At 35.8% G+C, this 15,085-nt stretch carries 19 protein-coding genes and 1 pseudogene; 17 read left to right on the forward strand and 3 right to left on the reverse strand.

The features are described 5' to 3' along the window. The first annotated feature begins 17 nt into the window (after positions 1–17). Complete coding sequence (gene glnA, locus IHV10_RS06315) at positions 18–1,352, forward strand: type I glutamate--ammonia ligase (protein ID WP_197127792.1); 1,335 nt, start codon at positions 18–20, stop codon at positions 1,350–1,352. Positions 1,353–1,393: 41 nt separating this feature from the next. Here glnA and IHV10_RS06320 read toward each other — a convergent pair whose 3' ends face one another. Further along, entirely contained in the window at positions 1,394–2,233 is an 840-nt protein-coding gene (locus IHV10_RS06320; protein ID WP_197127793.1) for a LysR family transcriptional regulator, read from the reverse strand. A 103-nt stretch (positions 2,234–2,336) separates the two neighbouring features. Between IHV10_RS06320 and IHV10_RS06325 the strand changes: the two genes are divergently transcribed. Both IHV10_RS06325 and IHV10_RS06330 read left to right on the forward strand, forming a co-directional pair. Further along, positions 2,337–3,179, forward strand: coding sequence for a sulfite exporter TauE/SafE family protein (locus IHV10_RS06325; protein WP_197127794.1), 843 nt, complete (start codon positions 2,337–2,339; stop codon positions 3,177–3,179). 93 nt (positions 3,180–3,272) lie between these two features. Next, positions 3,273–3,569, forward strand: a complete 297-nt coding sequence (locus tag IHV10_RS06330; protein ID WP_197127795.1) for a rhodanese-like domain-containing protein — start codon at positions 3,273–3,275, stop codon at positions 3,567–3,569. A 57-nt stretch (positions 3,570–3,626) separates the two neighbouring features. Here the strand turns inward: IHV10_RS06330 and IHV10_RS06335 are convergent. Together IHV10_RS06335 and lexA are read right to left on the reverse strand one after the other, a co-directional pair. Further along, a pseudogene (locus IHV10_RS06335) lies at positions 3,627–4,136 on the reverse strand (hypothetical protein); the annotation flags it as partial. A 432-nt stretch (positions 4,137–4,568) separates the two neighbouring features. Continuing rightward, entirely contained in the window at positions 4,569–5,183 is a 615-nt protein-coding gene (lexA, locus tag IHV10_RS06340; protein ID WP_197127797.1) for a transcriptional repressor LexA, read from the reverse strand. A 160-nt stretch (positions 5,184–5,343) separates the two neighbouring features. On the opposite strand from lexA, the gene yneA reads away from it, so the two are divergent. From yneA to IHV10_RS06405, 14 genes are all read left to right on the forward strand, one after another. Further along, positions 5,344–5,610: a cell division suppressor protein YneA gene (yneA, locus tag IHV10_RS06345; protein WP_066393884.1), complete on the forward strand. Its 267-nt coding sequence runs from the start codon at positions 5,344–5,346 to the stop codon at positions 5,608–5,610. An 18-nt stretch (positions 5,611–5,628) separates the two neighbouring features. Continuing rightward, the gene (locus tag IHV10_RS06350) at positions 5,629–6,273 is read left to right on the forward strand and encodes a YneB family resolvase-like protein (RefSeq protein WP_197127798.1); all 645 of its coding nucleotides are present in this window, start codon (positions 5,629–5,631) and stop codon (positions 6,271–6,273) included. 60 nt (positions 6,274–6,333) lie between these two features. After that, on the forward strand, positions 6,334–6,573 hold the full coding sequence (locus IHV10_RS06355) for a DUF896 domain-containing protein (RefSeq protein WP_197127799.1): 240 nt from the start codon (positions 6,334–6,336) through the stop codon (positions 6,571–6,573). A gap of 104 nt (positions 6,574–6,677) precedes the next feature. Beyond that, positions 6,678–6,962: a HesB/YadR/YfhF family protein gene (locus IHV10_RS06360; protein ID WP_197127800.1), complete on the forward strand. Its 285-nt coding sequence runs from the start codon at positions 6,678–6,680 to the stop codon at positions 6,960–6,962. A gap of 173 nt (positions 6,963–7,135) precedes the next feature. Beyond that, on the forward strand, positions 7,136–9,139 hold the full coding sequence (gene tkt / locus IHV10_RS06365) for a transketolase (RefSeq protein WP_370568809.1): 2,004 nt from the start codon (positions 7,136–7,138) through the stop codon (positions 9,137–9,139). A 150-nt stretch (positions 9,140–9,289) separates the two neighbouring features. Beyond that, positions 9,290–9,730: a sporulation inhibitor of replication protein SirA gene (gene sirA / locus IHV10_RS06370; protein ID WP_197127802.1), complete on the forward strand. Its 441-nt coding sequence runs from the start codon at positions 9,290–9,292 to the stop codon at positions 9,728–9,730. Between the two features lie 77 nt (positions 9,731–9,807). After that, a complete protein-coding gene (locus IHV10_RS06375) occupies positions 9,808–10,026 on the forward strand; it encodes a YneF family protein (protein ID WP_066241071.1) in 219 nt (72 codons plus the stop codon). Positions 10,027–10,212: 186 nt separating this feature from the next. Further along, positions 10,213–10,698, forward strand: a complete 486-nt coding sequence (locus IHV10_RS22745) for a tyrosine-type recombinase/integrase (RefSeq protein ID WP_231619423.1) — start codon at positions 10,213–10,215, stop codon at positions 10,696–10,698. Then, on the forward strand, positions 10,695–11,123 hold the full coding sequence (locus tag IHV10_RS22750; RefSeq protein WP_370629641.1) for a tyrosine-type recombinase/integrase: 429 nt from the start codon (positions 10,695–10,697) through the stop codon (positions 11,121–11,123). Before IHV10_RS22745 ends, IHV10_RS22750 begins: the two co-directional genes overlap by 4 nt. A 665-nt stretch (positions 11,124–11,788) precedes the next feature. Next, positions 11,789–12,058: a hypothetical protein gene (locus tag IHV10_RS06385; RefSeq protein WP_197127803.1), complete on the forward strand. Its 270-nt coding sequence runs from the start codon at positions 11,789–11,791 to the stop codon at positions 12,056–12,058. A gap of 24 nt (positions 12,059–12,082) precedes the next feature. Beyond that, positions 12,083–13,036, forward strand: a complete 954-nt coding sequence (locus tag IHV10_RS06390) for a hypothetical protein (protein ID WP_197127804.1) — start codon at positions 12,083–12,085, stop codon at positions 13,034–13,036. A 314-nt stretch (positions 13,037–13,350) separates the two neighbouring features. Continuing rightward, the gene (locus IHV10_RS06395; RefSeq protein ID WP_197127805.1) at positions 13,351–13,545 is read left to right on the forward strand and encodes a hypothetical protein; all 195 of its coding nucleotides are present in this window, start codon (positions 13,351–13,353) and stop codon (positions 13,543–13,545) included. A 153-nt stretch (positions 13,546–13,698) separates the two neighbouring features. Further along, positions 13,699–13,887 (forward strand): DUF5659 domain-containing protein, encoded by a 189-nt coding sequence (locus IHV10_RS06400; protein WP_197127806.1) that lies wholly within the window; start codon positions 13,699–13,701, stop codon positions 13,885–13,887. Positions 13,888–13,906: 19 nt separating this feature from the next. After that, a complete protein-coding gene (locus IHV10_RS06405; RefSeq protein WP_197127807.1) occupies positions 13,907–14,977 on the forward strand; it encodes a hypothetical protein in 1,071 nt (356 codons plus the stop codon). Positions 14,978–15,085: the final 108 nt, after the last annotated feature.

The following is a 15,085-nucleotide window of genomic DNA, read 5'->3' on the forward strand; positions in this document are numbered from 1 at the left end:
TAAAGGAGGAGAAAGATTTGTCTAAGTACACTAAAGAAGATATCTTAAGAATGGTAAAAGAAGAAAACGTAAGATTTATCCGTTTGCAATTTACTGATTTATTGGGTGTTATCAAAAATGTTGAGATTCCGATTGGTCAACTTGAAAAAGCTTTAGAGAACAAGATGATGTTTGACGGATCTTCTATTGAAGGATTCGTTAGAATAGAAGAATCAGATATGAATCTTTATCCTGATTTAGATACATTCATGATCTTCCCATGGACTTCTGAAAAAGGTAAAGTTGCACGTTTGATCTGTGACATTTTCATGCCTGACGGAAATCCGTTTGATGGAGATCCTCGTGGAATCTTAAAGCGCGTATTAAAAGAGATGAAAGACCTAGGGTTCTCTGATTTCAATATTGGACCTGAACCAGAATTCTTCTTATTCAAGAATGACGAGAAGGGTGAGCCGACTCTAGAACTAAACGATAAAGGTGGATATTTCGACTTAGCTCCAACTGACCTTGGTGAAAACTGCCGTAGAGATATCGTTTTAGAACTTGAAGATATGGGCTTTGAAATCGAAGCTTCTCACCATGAAGTAGCACCTGGTCAGCATGAGATCGATTTTAAATATGCTGATGCAGTAAGCACATGTGATAACATTCAAACGTTTAAGTTAGCTGTAAAAACGATCGCACGTAAACATGGTCTTCATGCAACATTCATGGCTAAACCATTGTTCGGTGTGAACGGATCAGGTATGCACGCAAATATGTCTCTATTCAAAGATGGAGAAAACGTGTTTTATGATGCGAAATCTGAAACAGGATTAAGCGAAACAGCAATGCATTTCCTAGCAGGTATCTTAAAGCATGCACAAGATTTTACAGCGATCACGAACCCAACTGTAAACTCTTATAAGCGTCTTGTACCTGGTTACGAAGCGCCTTGTTACGTTGCATGGTCTATGCAAAACAGAAGCCCGCTTATTCGTATTCCAGCTTCTCGCGGCATAAGTACTCGTATTGAGGTAAGAAGCGTTGACCCAACGGCTAACCCTTATCTTGCTATGGCAGTATTGCTTGCAGCAGGTCTTGATGGAATCAAGAACAAGCTAAACGCTCCAAAGCCAATCGATAGAAACATCTATGTGATGGATAAAGAAGAGCGCGAAGCAGAAGGAATCAAAGATCTTCCAGCAACATTAAAAGAAGCCCTAACTCTATTCAGCAAAAACGAAGTTCTTACAACAGCTCTAGGAGCACATGCTACAGAGCACTTCATTGAAGCGAAAGAGATCGAGTGGGATATGTTCCGTACACAAGTTCACCCTTGGGAACGCGAACAATATATGAGCATGTACTAAAAGGATTACCCCTGATATCATTATCAGGGGTTTTTTTGTTCTTAAGAAAATTTCCGAAGTACCTTCAATACTTCTGAATAAATGGTGCCTATGGCGTACTCTTCAGCATATACCGCATAAAAGGGACGATAAACAACATGTGGATCGAGTGGGACAAGCTTTCCTTCTGATACTTCATCCTTAACCATCCAATAGGATAGAAATCCAATGCCAAGTCCTCTAACAGCTAACTGTTTAATCAAATAATGACTGCTTGCTTCAATGATCTCTGTCGGTTCAATTCTTTCGGAACGCAGAAGTTGATCAGCATATTCCCTTGTACCAGATCCTTTCTCTCTAAGAATAAGTGGAGAGTTTTCAAGAGACATTTTATGCTGTGCATAAAAGCGCAGCTCATCTCTGCTGACTACTTCTACCTGAAAAGGATCTAATCCACTTGTTCCTTCAACTAAAGCTATATCAATCTTCTTCTTTTGTAATTCCTCGACTATTTGTTCGTGATTATGAATCATGAGCTTTAGACGGATAAATGGATAGAGTAACTTTATCTTCTTTACGAAGTCTGGTAATAATACGTCGCTTACGGTATGTGTTGCTCCGATTCGGAGTAGAATTTCTTCATTTTTTTCTTTTATTGATTCAATCGTTCTTGAAATTTCTAACATTTTCTTACCTTGTTCGAATACTTGTACCCCAGCGTTTGTTAATTCAAAAGATTGATTCATTCCAGACCTTTGAATAAGCTTCAAACCTAAATAATCCTCTAGCTTTCTGATGTGGACGCTTATAGTGGGTTGAGATAGGTTTAGGAATTCGCTTGTTTTTGTAAAATGTTTTAGGTGAGCAAGTGTCACAAAACTTCTGATCCAATCTAATTGCATAATGAAACCTCCATTAAGATTCGTAATGGTTCCAATAATATTTATTCATTTTTATTATAAATTAACTGGAGTTACAATGAAAGGAGGAAGGAAGTGTTATGAAATGGAGTGGCTTTTGTTTATTATTGGTGGAGCAGCAATCGGTGTTATCTCCGGTTTTTTTGGGATTGGCGGGGGTATTATACTGACTCCTGTACTTTTAGTACTTGGTTACGAACCTAGCGGAGCCATTATACTCTCTTTAATGTTGACATTGGGCTCAACAGTTACTGGCACACTATCTCACATAAAAATGAAAAATGTAAACGTTCGTTTGGCGTGTATACTCGGATTATTCGGGGTAATAGGGGCTGTTTCAACTGTGCCATTCGTACATTGGCTCGAAAAAATAAATGGAGCATCAACGGTTATTTCAACTGTATATGTTCTGATCTTGAGCTGGTTCGCACTTCAATTTTTAACCAATAGACAATCTGTTAGAAAAGAGAGGGGAAAGTCTTGGATTCCTTTAATTGGTTTGTTTACAGGAATCATATCATCACTTATGGGGGTTAGTGGTGGTTTCGTGATGACACCATTACTTACAAAGAAAGTTGATATTGAACTCAATAAAGCAATCGGTACAAGTGTTGCGGCAGCTTCGATTATTGTGATCTCTGGAATCGGATCTTATGTGTATGGAGGAGCAGAAATGGATTATCGCCACGGTTTGCTACTGATCGTCGGAGCACTTATTGGTACTCCATTTGGTATCTTCAATTTGAAGAAGTTTTCTGAAGATAGGGTGAAAGAAATGCTTGCTGTCTTTTATATTGTAGTCGCATTGAGTGTGGTTTTTAAAATGTTATCTTTAACGATATTATCTCTTGGACTGTTACTCACAGCGGTAGGACTATTCTTTATCGTACTATTTTATAACAAAGTTTCTCGATTATTAAGAGCTTAATGAGATTGGCTTCTGACATTTGGGAGAGAGGAACACCTTGGCAATATACCCCATCAGGGTATATTGCGGTCACATGTATAGGAGGAATAGAGAGTGAAACAGTTAACGGCTAAAGAACTTGAGAAAAAATTAAAAGAAGGGCAATCTCTTCATATGATTGATGTTCGTGAAACATCTGAAGTGAAAGAAGGAAAAATACCAACAACCATGAATATCCCACTAGGTTTGTTAGAGTTTCGTATACATGAATTGGACAAATCTAAAGAGTACGTATTAGTTTGTCGTTCTGGAGGTAGAAGCAGTCGGGCATATAAGCTTCTTCAAAGCTACGGTTTTAATGTGATCAATATGGTAGGTGGTATGGAAGCATGGGAAGGGAACACCGAATAACTTTATACTACTTAGAAACAAAACCCCTGACAGCATAAGAAGTCAGGGGTTTTAAAATCATTTGATCTCGATAGCGGAAGCAATATTGTTCCAGTCAGATGCCATGTTTGCAGTCTTACCATACCAATCAGAGTGCTTAAATAAGACTCCTTTTCCATAGCCTTGTGATGAAGTATGCTGCCAGAGCGTGGTCGAGTAGCTTGATGAAGGTGATGCAGTGCTTAGTGATGAGATTCTATCATTCCAGCTTGAAGGGAGGTTCTTAAAACCGTCTCTCCAATAAATGTAGGCGCCACCTTTGTTCTTGTTCTCATAAAAGTCTGTACAACAAGCACCTGTACCCATCGTATCGATTTTCTTTTGTTGTTTAAGCTTGTCCTTTTCGACATAGGCATTTAATTCTTTCATGTTTGTGAATCCATATGCCAACCAATCGCCGCTCTTATTCTGTTTTGGAAGTACCATAGTCACTTTGATGTGATCATCTAGTAGCTTAAAAGCATTAGATTCGACAGCTTTACCGTCCACATTCACGTAGTCAAATGACTTAATCGTATACTCTTTTTCTGCATATGTCTTAGGTGAAAATACTACTGCGGCAAGAGCAAAACAAATCATATAAAGATATAGTTTTTTGCGCATTATTCTCACTCCCATTATTCGTAATTTTTTATTCTGAAATAATAACACTTGTCCTCCCTTCGATCACCTCCTATCAATTCATACGATTGTTATTAAAATGATTAAAGTTAAACGAAGAGAAAAGGAGTTTTGGTTAACCTCGTTACATTGCCAATTTAAACTATTTAGGTATAATATGTAAATGGATAAAAAGACTTAATATTCAGTCAATTAATTGAACTAATCCTTCATTAGTCGAGCACCGGAGTGCCTATGAATGATCTTTTAAAAGTATTATTAATCTATGAATTAGTAAAGTAATAGGACGAAAAAAAGAAGTATCTAGTCAATTAGATACTTCTTCTAAGGAAAATTCAGTTAATGAATACTTCGGTATACGCCGATTACTTTACCTAAAATCGTACAGCTCTGTAAGATGATCGGTTCCATCGATGAATTTTCAGGTTGCAAGCGGATATGGTTTCTTTCTTTGAAGAATCTTTTTACAGTCGCTTCATCTTCATCGGTCATAGCTACGATGATATCTCCATTATTTGCTGTAGGCTGCTGTTTTACAACAACTAAGTCCCTATTGAAAATTCCTGCTTCAATCATACTATCACCAACAACAGATAACATGAATACGTTCTCGTCCCCAACAACGTGCTCAGGTAGAGGGAAGTATTCTTCTACGTTCTCAACTGCACTGATTGGAAGACCTGCCGTAACTTTACCGATCACAGGGATTGAAACAGAACGAACAGAAGGGATGTTGTCTTCTAGACCTAATACTTCAATTGCTCTTGGCTTTGTTGGATCTCGCCTTATAAGCCCCTTTTTTTCAAGTCTTGCTAAATGTCCGTGAACGGTAGAGCTTGATGCAAGGCCAACTGCCTCTCCAATTTCACGAACTGAAGGCGGATACCCTTTTTGTGATACTTCCTCTTTTATGAAAGCCAATATATCCAATTGTCGTCTGGATAATTTAGTCATTTTTTAGCACCTCACCGAATTTTTTATCTATAAAAAGTATATCATGGAGAATTAAGAGATACAAACATAAGTTCGAAAAAATAGTTGACACCGAACAAACGTTCCAGTTATTATGAATGTAAGAGATGCGAACAAACGTTTGTTGAAAGGGGATATCACAATGAAACAAGGGACAATGCATGTTATTGTATTTTTAGGGTTGTTAGGTGGTATATTTTTTACGTTATCAAATCTTGCCTCACAAGAAGCTCAATATATCGAAGTAACCATACAGGAGGGGGACTCACTGTGGAGTCTTTCTGAAGAGTATAATGCCAAGCACCATTATTCCAATTGGGAATTTATAAAATGGGTCGAAAAGAAGAACAGTGTAAATGCGGCAGCTGTTTTTCCAGGTCAGAAAGTAATCATACCAGTCAATAAATAAAAAAGCGGGTTTAAAACAATGAAAGCAATCATTTACTCCAGAGTTAGTACAGATAAAGATGAACAAATAACTTCATTAGAAAGACAAGAAGCGGAACTAAAGAAGTTAGCACTACAATTTAAATTTGAAGTTGTGAATTGTTACCGTGAAAAAGCAAGTGGTTTCTCTTTAGATCGAGAAGAGTTGCTAAATATATTAGATCTTGCAAGGGATGGAGAGTTTCAGTGCCTTCTTGTACAAGATGATACTCGTTTAGGCAGAGGAAAAGCTAAGATGGCATTACTTCATCAGTTGATCAAATACAACATTAAAGTTTATACGCTCTCTAATAACGGAGAATACACATTAACAGAAGCGGACGAAATGGTGCTTGATATTGTGTCTACTGTAGAAGAATACCAACGAAAGCTTCATAATATGAAGATCAAGCGTGGAATGAGAAAAGCTGTTAAAGAAGGGTATAAACCTCAAAAGAATTTAAAAAATCAAACTGGTGGTGGCAGAGACAAAAAGGAAGTGCCAATCTCTGAAATCGTACGATTAAAGAACATGAAGCTTACATTTCATGACATTGCTTTAACGCTTAGAGGGCTGGGCTTTGATGTGTCTAAAGCAACCGTACATAGAAGATATAAAGAACATGTGGAAAATACAGATAACTAGAAATTCCTTTCATTCTGCTGTAGGATAGAGTGAAGAATGCTTTAAAAAGGAGTTTTTACTATGTTATCTAAAGATAAGATGCAACGTATAAATGAACTGTCTAGAAAATCTAAACAATCAGATTTAACATCAGCAGAAAAAGCTGAACAAAAAAAACTACGAGAAGAATATTTACAAGTTTTCCGTAAATCCTTCGTTCAAGATTTGCATGGTATGACCTTTGTTGATCCGAACGGGGATGATGTAACACCTGAAAAATTAAAACGAAGTAAAGATAATAAAAATAACCTCAAACATTAATAAGAAATGCCTATTTACTCACTGTAAATAGGCATTTTTTTCTGTTGCAATCTATACACATTAGTATATACTGTTATATAACAACTTTGAAAGGGGAGAATATTTTGACTTTTTCAATTACAAGTGCAGCTGCGAACCTTTATAAGGATATTGCTTTAGAAGCGTCAGAGGCTTTAAGACTTTTCGTAAAATATGCAGGAAGTGGTGACTCGGGAGGTTTTTCCCTTGGTGTGACCGCTGATGTGCCTGAAGAGAACGATTACATTCAAGAGATTGAAGGTCTTCGATTTTTTGTTCGAAACGAAGATAAATGGTTCGTTGAGAATATGAAACTTGATTATGATGAAAATACGGATCATTTTTCATGTCACTTACCAGGTCTCGCATAATAAAATTTAACCGCCTGTTCTAATACAACGAAAAAGTTGTAGGATAACAGGCGGTTTTTGTATGTTTTCATGAGTAGATGGTAAAATAACTATAGTTAAAAATGTGTTTGTCTTGTCTAATTGCATTTGAACGTTTATTATGAAAGTCAAAACTGTTTAGTACATATGAAGGGATGATTTTTTTGTCACGAACTATTGATGAATTAGCAATTAATACAATAAGAACACTTTCTATCGACAGCATAGAAAAAGCGAACTCAGGGCATCCAGGTATGCCGATGGGTGCTGCGCCTATGGCATATAGCTTATGGTCTAAATTCATGAACCATAATCCTGCAAATCCTGAATGGTTCAATCGTGACCGTTTTGTACTATCAGCAGGACATGGATCGATGTTGTTATATAGCTTGCTACATTTGAGTGGATATGGTTTAACAATTGATGATCTGAAGAATTTCAGACAATGGGGAAGTAAGACTCCAGGTCACCCAGAATTCGGTCATACGGTTGGTGTTGAAGCAACAACTGGCCCGCTTGGTCAAGGGATTGCGATGGCTGTAGGTATGGCTATGGCTGAGCGTCACTTAGCTGCAAAATATAACCGTGATGGACATGAAGTGATCGATCACTTTACTTATTCTATCTGTGGTGATGGAGACCTTATGGAGGGTGTTTCTGCTGAAGCAGCTTCACTTGCAGGTCATCTTGCGCTTGGTAGAATGATCGTACTTTACGATTCAAATGATATTTCTTTGGATGGGGACCTTCATCACTCATTCTCTGAAAGTGTAAAACAAAGATTTGAAGCTTATGGCTGGCAAGTCCTTTATGTGGAAGATGGAACAGATCTTGATGAGATCGAAAAAGCACTATCAGAAGCGCGTGAAGAACTTAACAAGCCAACTCTTATTGAAGTGAAGACTGTGATCGGACATGGTTCACCAAATAAATCAGGAAAATCTGCTTCTCATGGAGCGCCGCTAGGTAAAGATGAGATCTTACTAACAAAAGAAGCGTACAAATGGACGTTTGAGCAAGATTTCCATGTTCCTGAAGAAGTACAATCACACTTTGAACAACTGAAGAGTGAAGGACAAACAAAAGAAGAAGAGTGGAACAAGCAATTCGATGCTTATGCAGAAGCTTATCCAGAATTAGCTAACGAGCTTCAAGAAGCAATCAAAGGAAATCTTCCTGAGAATTGGGACAAAGACCTTCCTGACTACGACAAAGCTATAGCTACTCGTTCATCTTCAGGTAAGGCGATCAATGCTTTAGCTAAGAGTGTGCCATCACTATTTGGTGGATCTGCTGACTTAGCAGGATCAAATAAAACACTTATTGAAGGCGAAAATAATTTCAGTCGCAACGACTACAGCGGACGTAACATCTGGTTTGGTGTTCGTGAGTTCGCTATGGGAGCAGCACTGAACGGAATGGCTCTGCATGGCGGACTGAATGTGTTCGGTGGAACATTCTTTGTGTTCTCTGATTATGTAAGACCTGCTATTCGATTATCTGCTCTAATGGGGCTTCCTGTAACGTATGTATTAACGCATGACAGTGTAATGGTAGGAGAAGATGGTCCAACTCATGAACCAGTTGAGCAACTTGCTTCTCTTCGTGCGATGCCAAATCTTAACGTGATTCGTCCGGCTGATGGATATGAGTCAAACGCAGCTTGGAAGTTAGCGCTTGAGAGCAAGAACCAGCCGACTGCATTGGTATTAAGCCGTCATGACCTACCGATCTTAAAGAACACAAAAGAGAATGCTTATGAAGGTGTTAAGCGAGGAGCTTATGTTGTTTCGCCAGCTGAAGCTGATGCAGATGTATTGCTTCTTTCTGCAGGATCTGAAGTTAGTATTGCAGTTGCTGCACAAGAACTACTTCAAAAAGAAGGAATTTCAGCTTCAGTCGTTTCTATGCCATCTTGGGAAAGTTTTGATAAGCAAGATAACGACTATAAAGAATCTGTACTTCCAAAGAATATTACGAAGCGTTTAGCGATTGAAATGGGAGCTTCACTCGGTTGGCATAAATATGTTGGCCTTGAAGGAGATACGCTAACAATCGATACGTTTGGTGCATCTGCTCCTGGAGAAGTCATTCAAAAAGAATTCGGATTTACTCCAGAGAACATCGTAAAACGTGTTAAAGACATGTTAAATAAATAAAAAATTCGCATGAATAAGGAGGTTTCCGAGAGGAAACCTCCTTTTCTTACTGATTCGACAAAAGTAGTTAGAATCTGCACACCTTTTTAGACAAGCTTCTTTACGTATATTGTATATACTTTTAGAAAATGATTGGAGAGGAGCTTGTTCATGAGAGAATTTTATATCTATCTAATCACAAAAGAAGTTGCTCATTCCTATTATGGCAAGGAAAATAAGCTGTTTCAGTTGTTTTTCGAAGAACAGCGCTCAAATGGCTTATCTAAAACCATCCTACAAAAGCAGATCAGTTACATAACCTCTCTATTATCTGTTTCTCAACTAGAAAAACACTTTTGGAACCATTTAAGTGGTGCACAGGAATGGCGTTCAGAAGGAGAAACATATTCTTTATCTTGCAAAGATAGCATCGTGAGAATAGAACTCACTGATCAATATATCCACCTTTACAGTATCGGAAACTTTGAAGCAGAAACGATTATATTTGAGGCGCTTCGCCAATATGAACCTTACTTTCTTGCGATGGACTATGGTGAAAGAAAATTTGGATGGCTTTCACCGTTTAAATTGAACATGGTCTATGCCACTTAATTCTCTTTCAATCTTGTATGTGTAGGTAAACTTGTAGTAAACTAGTTCTAGACAACATGAAGGAGGAAGTTTTAACAATGGGTACTGGTATGATAATCCTTGTGTGTGCACTCTCACTGATTGCAGGTGTTGCGATCGGATTTTTTATTGCCCGCAAGTATATGATGAGTTATTTACAAAAAAATCCACCGATTAATGAAAATATGTTGCGTGTGATGATGATGCAGATGGGGCAAAAGCCTTCACAGAAGAAAATTAATCAAATGATGCAGGCTATGAACAAGCAGATGAAGTAAGAAAACCCTTTAATATCAAGGGTTTAGAGACTTCTAATGAGACTGAAACAAGTCATTCCTATAGGAATGACTTAATCTTTCTCAATCAAAACGAGTGATTACAGCTTAATCATTCAAAAACGAATGATAAACCACTTTTTTCTATTGAATTCTTAACCAATTCATAGAGGAAGGTGGTTTTTTATTTTGCAGTTAGAAGATGTTTTAGAAGAGTATTTGTACCATTGTATGGCTCTTAATTTTACACATAAGACAATGATTAATAAGCGTCAAGAATACAAGCATCTTTTATTGTTCCTTAGAGAAAAACGAGGAATAACTCATTTAGAAAGTGTTACGGAACATGATCTAAAATCCTACATACGAGGTAAACAGCTAGAAGGGTTACAGCCAGTAAGTATAGTTGCTAAATGTAAGTTAATTAAAGCTTTTTTTAATTGGTGTGTAAAAGATGAGGGTTATCTGTCTGTGAATCCTATGGACAGAGTAGAGATTCCAAAGGTAGCGAAAAAAGTTAAACAAGGATTAAGTGTAGATGAAATACAAGCTATGATAGATTCTTTTAGTTATAAGAGTTATTTAGAGGCTCGTAATAAGGCGATTATCGCTTGTTTGGCTGATCTAGGACACTTAGGTCTATTGAGCTTAGAACTCTTCTTACAACCAATGTGAAGGACTCTACAATATTGGTTACAGGTAAAGGAAACAAAGAACGGTTACTGTCAATAAGTCCTATATTAAAAAAGATATTAATTAAGTATGAACGACATAAAAAACAGTATTTCAGTGAGAGACTGGTTAAGTCAGATAAATACTTTCTTTCATACACAGGTGATGAATTAAGTCATGTGGGACTATACAACATAACGAGGTTAGCAGCGAAGAGAGCTGGAATTAAAAACAAGAAAATTCATCCTCATTTATTCCGTCACTTCTACGCTTTGAAGAGTTTAGAGAGGTTGGATCTACACAGTTTAAGCCTGTTGCTAGGACACTCAGAAGTAAATACCACACAGATATATTTATCTTCTATGAGTAATCAACAATTATTAGACAAGGCAATAGCCTGTAGTCCATTAATGAATCTTAGAAAGTAAAAAATAAACAAAAAAAATGAGGCTCAGCTGTTGTCGCAGCTAAACCTCCAAAAAGTTTTATCGAATCCCATACAATTAAATATGGAATAACCCTAAGCTTATCATATCTCAAAAAAATAAGATGTGTCAAGTTGTATTAAGTATTGTCTTTTTTAGGGCTTCCCTTGCTGGACTGCCAACTTACAGCAAGTAAAAATAAACTGGAAAGCTTATGACTTAAGCGATGCAATGACTAAGTCTAGGAAAGCACAAGTACAGTTCCCTATTTCTGTATGCTTTCTGAATGTGGAGAACGCACATAATCGGTTCGGATGAGGAAGGTTTGAAGCATATACGCTTGCAAGATGATTCATACAGGTGATCAATTCACTAAACTGTCAGGGCAAACTGTAGCAGTAGAATCATTTGAGAGAAAATCTCACGACAAATAGGGTGAAGCGATTCGATCACAGAGCCGATATACAAAAGTTTCAGTCGATTGCCAGTTGTCATTGATTTTTTTATCTTTGATACCTGGCAACAACTTTGCTCATCTCCTCCATCGCCTCAACCAAAAGTAAAAGGTCAAGATCTTCCAGTCAAGCGTTTTATAAAAAAATATATCCATTCCAATCCAGATATCCTATAATTGCATTATATTGAAACTATTGGGAGTTGGAGTGAAAGTGGGTATTAGGACAACGCTTGTTATTGGATTATCAATTGTATTGGCAATCTTTTGTTACAGTAAGTTTGTAGATGTTGATTCTTCATCTAAAGTAAGTAGCCAGGAAACATGTTCAGATCCAGATATTAAAGGTAATCAAACTACTTACAACGGAGAACTTATTTACCATCTGCCAGGTGGAAGATACTACGAGGTAACTAATGCAGAAGAATGGTTTTGTACAGAAGAAGAAGCAGAAGAAGCTGGTTATAGAGCAAGTGAGTATTAAAAGATGTAGAAGGTGGTGCTTAAATTGTACGTTGATCCCTTTAAAAACGTTGATCCCTTTAAAAACATTGATCCATTTAAAAATAGTCCATTATTAAAGACAATAGAGCAAAATCAAAAATGGATTGAAATTGCTAATCAACAGCAAAAAAATATGGATGAATTGGTTAAGCCTTTAATTCAACATCAAAAAAGAATTGATGAAATGCTTGGACCTTTTAGAGAAGCTCAAAAAATTACTGAAACATTTAAGAAGATTGCAGATGGATTTATAGAAACTGAAGAAGATATTAAGACGTTTAAAGTGGCTATAGTAGAGCTTGGTTATCCTCCTCATGATACTATTGACATTCCACTCTTAAAAAAAATAGCAAGGGATTATAGAGATAATGGAAAAGAACATGTACAAGAATATATAGATGAGTTTATGGTTAGTTACTATGATGAAGAGACTATTCAAGAAATAGGTAGTGAATGGGAAGAAAAAGACCACCTTAAAAAAAGATTACCTCTCTTAAAAGAAGTTATTAAAGCGAATGAATTAAAAATGTACAACCTTATTGTTCCTTCTTTATTATCTCAATTTGAAGGTTTATTGATTGATGCTTTTAAAATAAAAGGTCACGTTAATGGAGCAATTCAGACTATACTTCTTGACTATTTATTAATAAATAATAAAGAAGATCAAAGCGTTCTAAGTTTTGATAATTCGATTCATAGGTATTACTCTGGTAATATTTTAGTTAGTTTCGCTCATGGGAAAGCAATAGCTTCCGATATTAGTCGCCATGCAATTCTCCATGGCGCTGATACAGAGTTTGGAAAAGAAACCGTATCTTTAAAGGTAATTTTACTTTTTGATTATATTTCTAATGCTATTGAAAAACTCGATGCTGAAAGAGTAGAGGCAGGCAGAAATGCTGTTAATGATTATAGAGAAGAAAACCGAAGAAATAATAAAAAGAAAAAAACTTCTTAACCTAGAGTGCAAATTGCACTCTTTTTTATTTGGAAATCGCACGACGATATTCGACAGTTATACAATGTTTTTGAATAAATATAATTTATATTGACTATCTAATGTCATTATAGGGGCATTTAAGGCTTAACAATGCAGTGTTAACCGTATGGAAATAACTTCTCAAAACTATATATTTATTCATTATTCCGTTATATATTGTACTTATAAAAAGGAAAGGAGTTGTAAATGTGACTAAGTAGTAAATAAATTTTGTATTTGTATCTGTGTAAATCCCTCATTCTATCTAAAGTGAAAGGAAGGTGAACCAAAAGATGAAATCCGAATTTGAAATGATGAAGGAAAATATTTTAAAACAAACATATGAAAATTTAGAAATATCAAAACATCAATTAAAAATGGCAAGAGCAGAACTTGAAGTGTTAAACAGCTTTCATGAAAAAGGAAACATATTAGAGGAAGAGCTTAATATTACAGTAGATATAATTGAAAGAGTAAGGAATACATAGAGGTGAGTATTTGCTTTAGGGGACTATTTCAACTCGTTCCCCTAAAGTCTAACTATTTCACGGCTAACCGCCGTGTGTGGCGGAAGATAATGAGAATTAATTATCTTCAATAAATAATCTTACAACTTAATCAAATATTGGAGGTTTTACATAATGGAAAATGTTAGTGAGAAAGACTTTGTAGTATTCAGTCAACGTATGGCAGGTTATTTAATGATGAATAGCTGTCGATTGAAGAAAATGAAAGTTGATAAAGACAACTCTACAAAATTTGTATATTTCTTTACGGACAATCAAAATGTTCGAAAGTTAGCAGCTCAGTATAAATTTATAAACAAATAAATTAAACGGAGGGTAATTATTGAAAACAGAAAAGTTAAAAGCAGGTCAAAGCATCAAGAATTACAAAGCATTATGTGAGTTGTTAGAAATACCAGTTAAAAGTAGTAGCAAGAGTAAGATGTATCAATTTAAAGAATTAGAACGGTTCTGTAGTTATAGAAAATCAGGACATAACATCCTTATAGATGAAGTTTTTGAGGAAGAAAAAGAAAAGGTTGAAAACAGAGGTAAAAGTGCTGGTAGTCGAAGAAATATTTACGGTAATGCTATTCAGTTATTGATTGTTGATTTACTTGCTCAATGTAATGGTCATATATCAATAAGTAGAAGTAGGTTATTAAACAGAATCGGAATGATAAACAACAACTATGGTGGATGTGGTGAGCTTGTCCCAAAACTATCCAAGTATACAAGAATTAATGAAAAGGTTATTTATGATTTCTACAATACAAGTAACAGTAACTTCAAAAGTACAATTGAATCCGCTTTAAATAATCTTATGGATAAACGGATCATCATGTACAACACAGTAATTAAGGTTAGAGAAAAAGGAGAATTTATAACAAGGATTGCCTCAGAAAATGAATTATCAGTCATTATGGATTGTGAAAAAGAAGTCCTCGAGAAAATGAAATATAAGAAAATGTCACATGTAAGGATTTCTAGGGACTGGAAAAAGTTTAAAGGTAAAGTAAAAAAATATCTAAATGAATATAGTGATATTGAATACTATTATACCGCCTATGACATTAATGTAAATGAGAAATACATAGAACAGGAATTAATTGAACTAGCAGACTTATTACTTGAAGAAGTTAAACGAGAAGAAGAAAAGAATAACTTAAATACTACGGTAATAGACAACTTGTTAAAGAATGCTGAACACAGAAATGAAAATTCATTTACAGCAGGTAAGATGGGAAAAGTTAGATCAGAAGTTACATACATAGATAATATTAAAAAATTGGCTAGTTTGCTAATAGATAAAAGTACATCTGACATTACTCAAAATGTGATGGATGTTTCACTTGAAACACTTCCACAAGACTTATTAGACGACATAGAAGAAGCATTTTTAATGTTCGGATAAAATGACACCTTTCAAGTACCTATAAGTATCATTTTAACATATAGGTATCTGAAAAGTATCACAATATATTTTTACAAAATTACAATCCGAGTGAAAAACGAAGTTTTG

Source organism: Fictibacillus sp. 5RED26 (assembly GCF_015903895.1).
Classification (GTDB): domain Bacteria; phylum Bacillota; class Bacilli; order Bacillales; family Fictibacillaceae; genus Fictibacillus; species Fictibacillus phosphorivorans.

Coding starts and splice junctions, on each gene's coding strand:
- IHV10_RS06320 (WP_197127793.1), bottom strand. CDS start 2,233: ATGCAATTAGATTGGATCAGAAGTTTTGTGACACTTGCTCACCTAAAA.
- IHV10_RS06325 (WP_197127794.1), top strand. CDS start 2,337: ATGGAGTGGCTTTTGTTTATTATTGGTGGAGCAGCAATCGGTGTTATC.
- lexA (WP_197127797.1), bottom strand. CDS start 5,183: ATGACTAAATTATCCAGACGACAATTGGATATATTGGCTTTCATAAAA.
- yneA (WP_066393884.1), top strand. CDS start 5,344: ATGAAACAAGGGACAATGCATGTTATTGTATTTTTAGGGTTGTTAGGT.
- IHV10_RS06350 (WP_197127798.1), top strand. CDS start 5,629: ATGAAAGCAATCATTTACTCCAGAGTTAGTACAGATAAAGATGAACAA.
- IHV10_RS06355 (WP_197127799.1), top strand. CDS start 6,334: ATGTTATCTAAAGATAAGATGCAACGTATAAATGAACTGTCTAGAAAA.
- tkt (WP_370568809.1), top strand. CDS start 7,136: ATGATTTTTTTGTCACGAACTATTGATGAATTAGCAATTAATACAATA.
- sirA (WP_197127802.1), top strand. CDS start 9,290: ATGAGAGAATTTTATATCTATCTAATCACAAAAGAAGTTGCTCATTCC.
- IHV10_RS06375 (WP_066241071.1), top strand. CDS start 9,808: ATGGGTACTGGTATGATAATCCTTGTGTGTGCACTCTCACTGATTGCA.
- IHV10_RS06395 (WP_197127805.1), top strand. CDS start 13,351: ATGAAATCCGAATTTGAAATGATGAAGGAAAATATTTTAAAACAAACA.
- IHV10_RS06400 (WP_197127806.1), top strand. CDS start 13,699: ATGGAAAATGTTAGTGAGAAAGACTTTGTAGTATTCAGTCAACGTATG.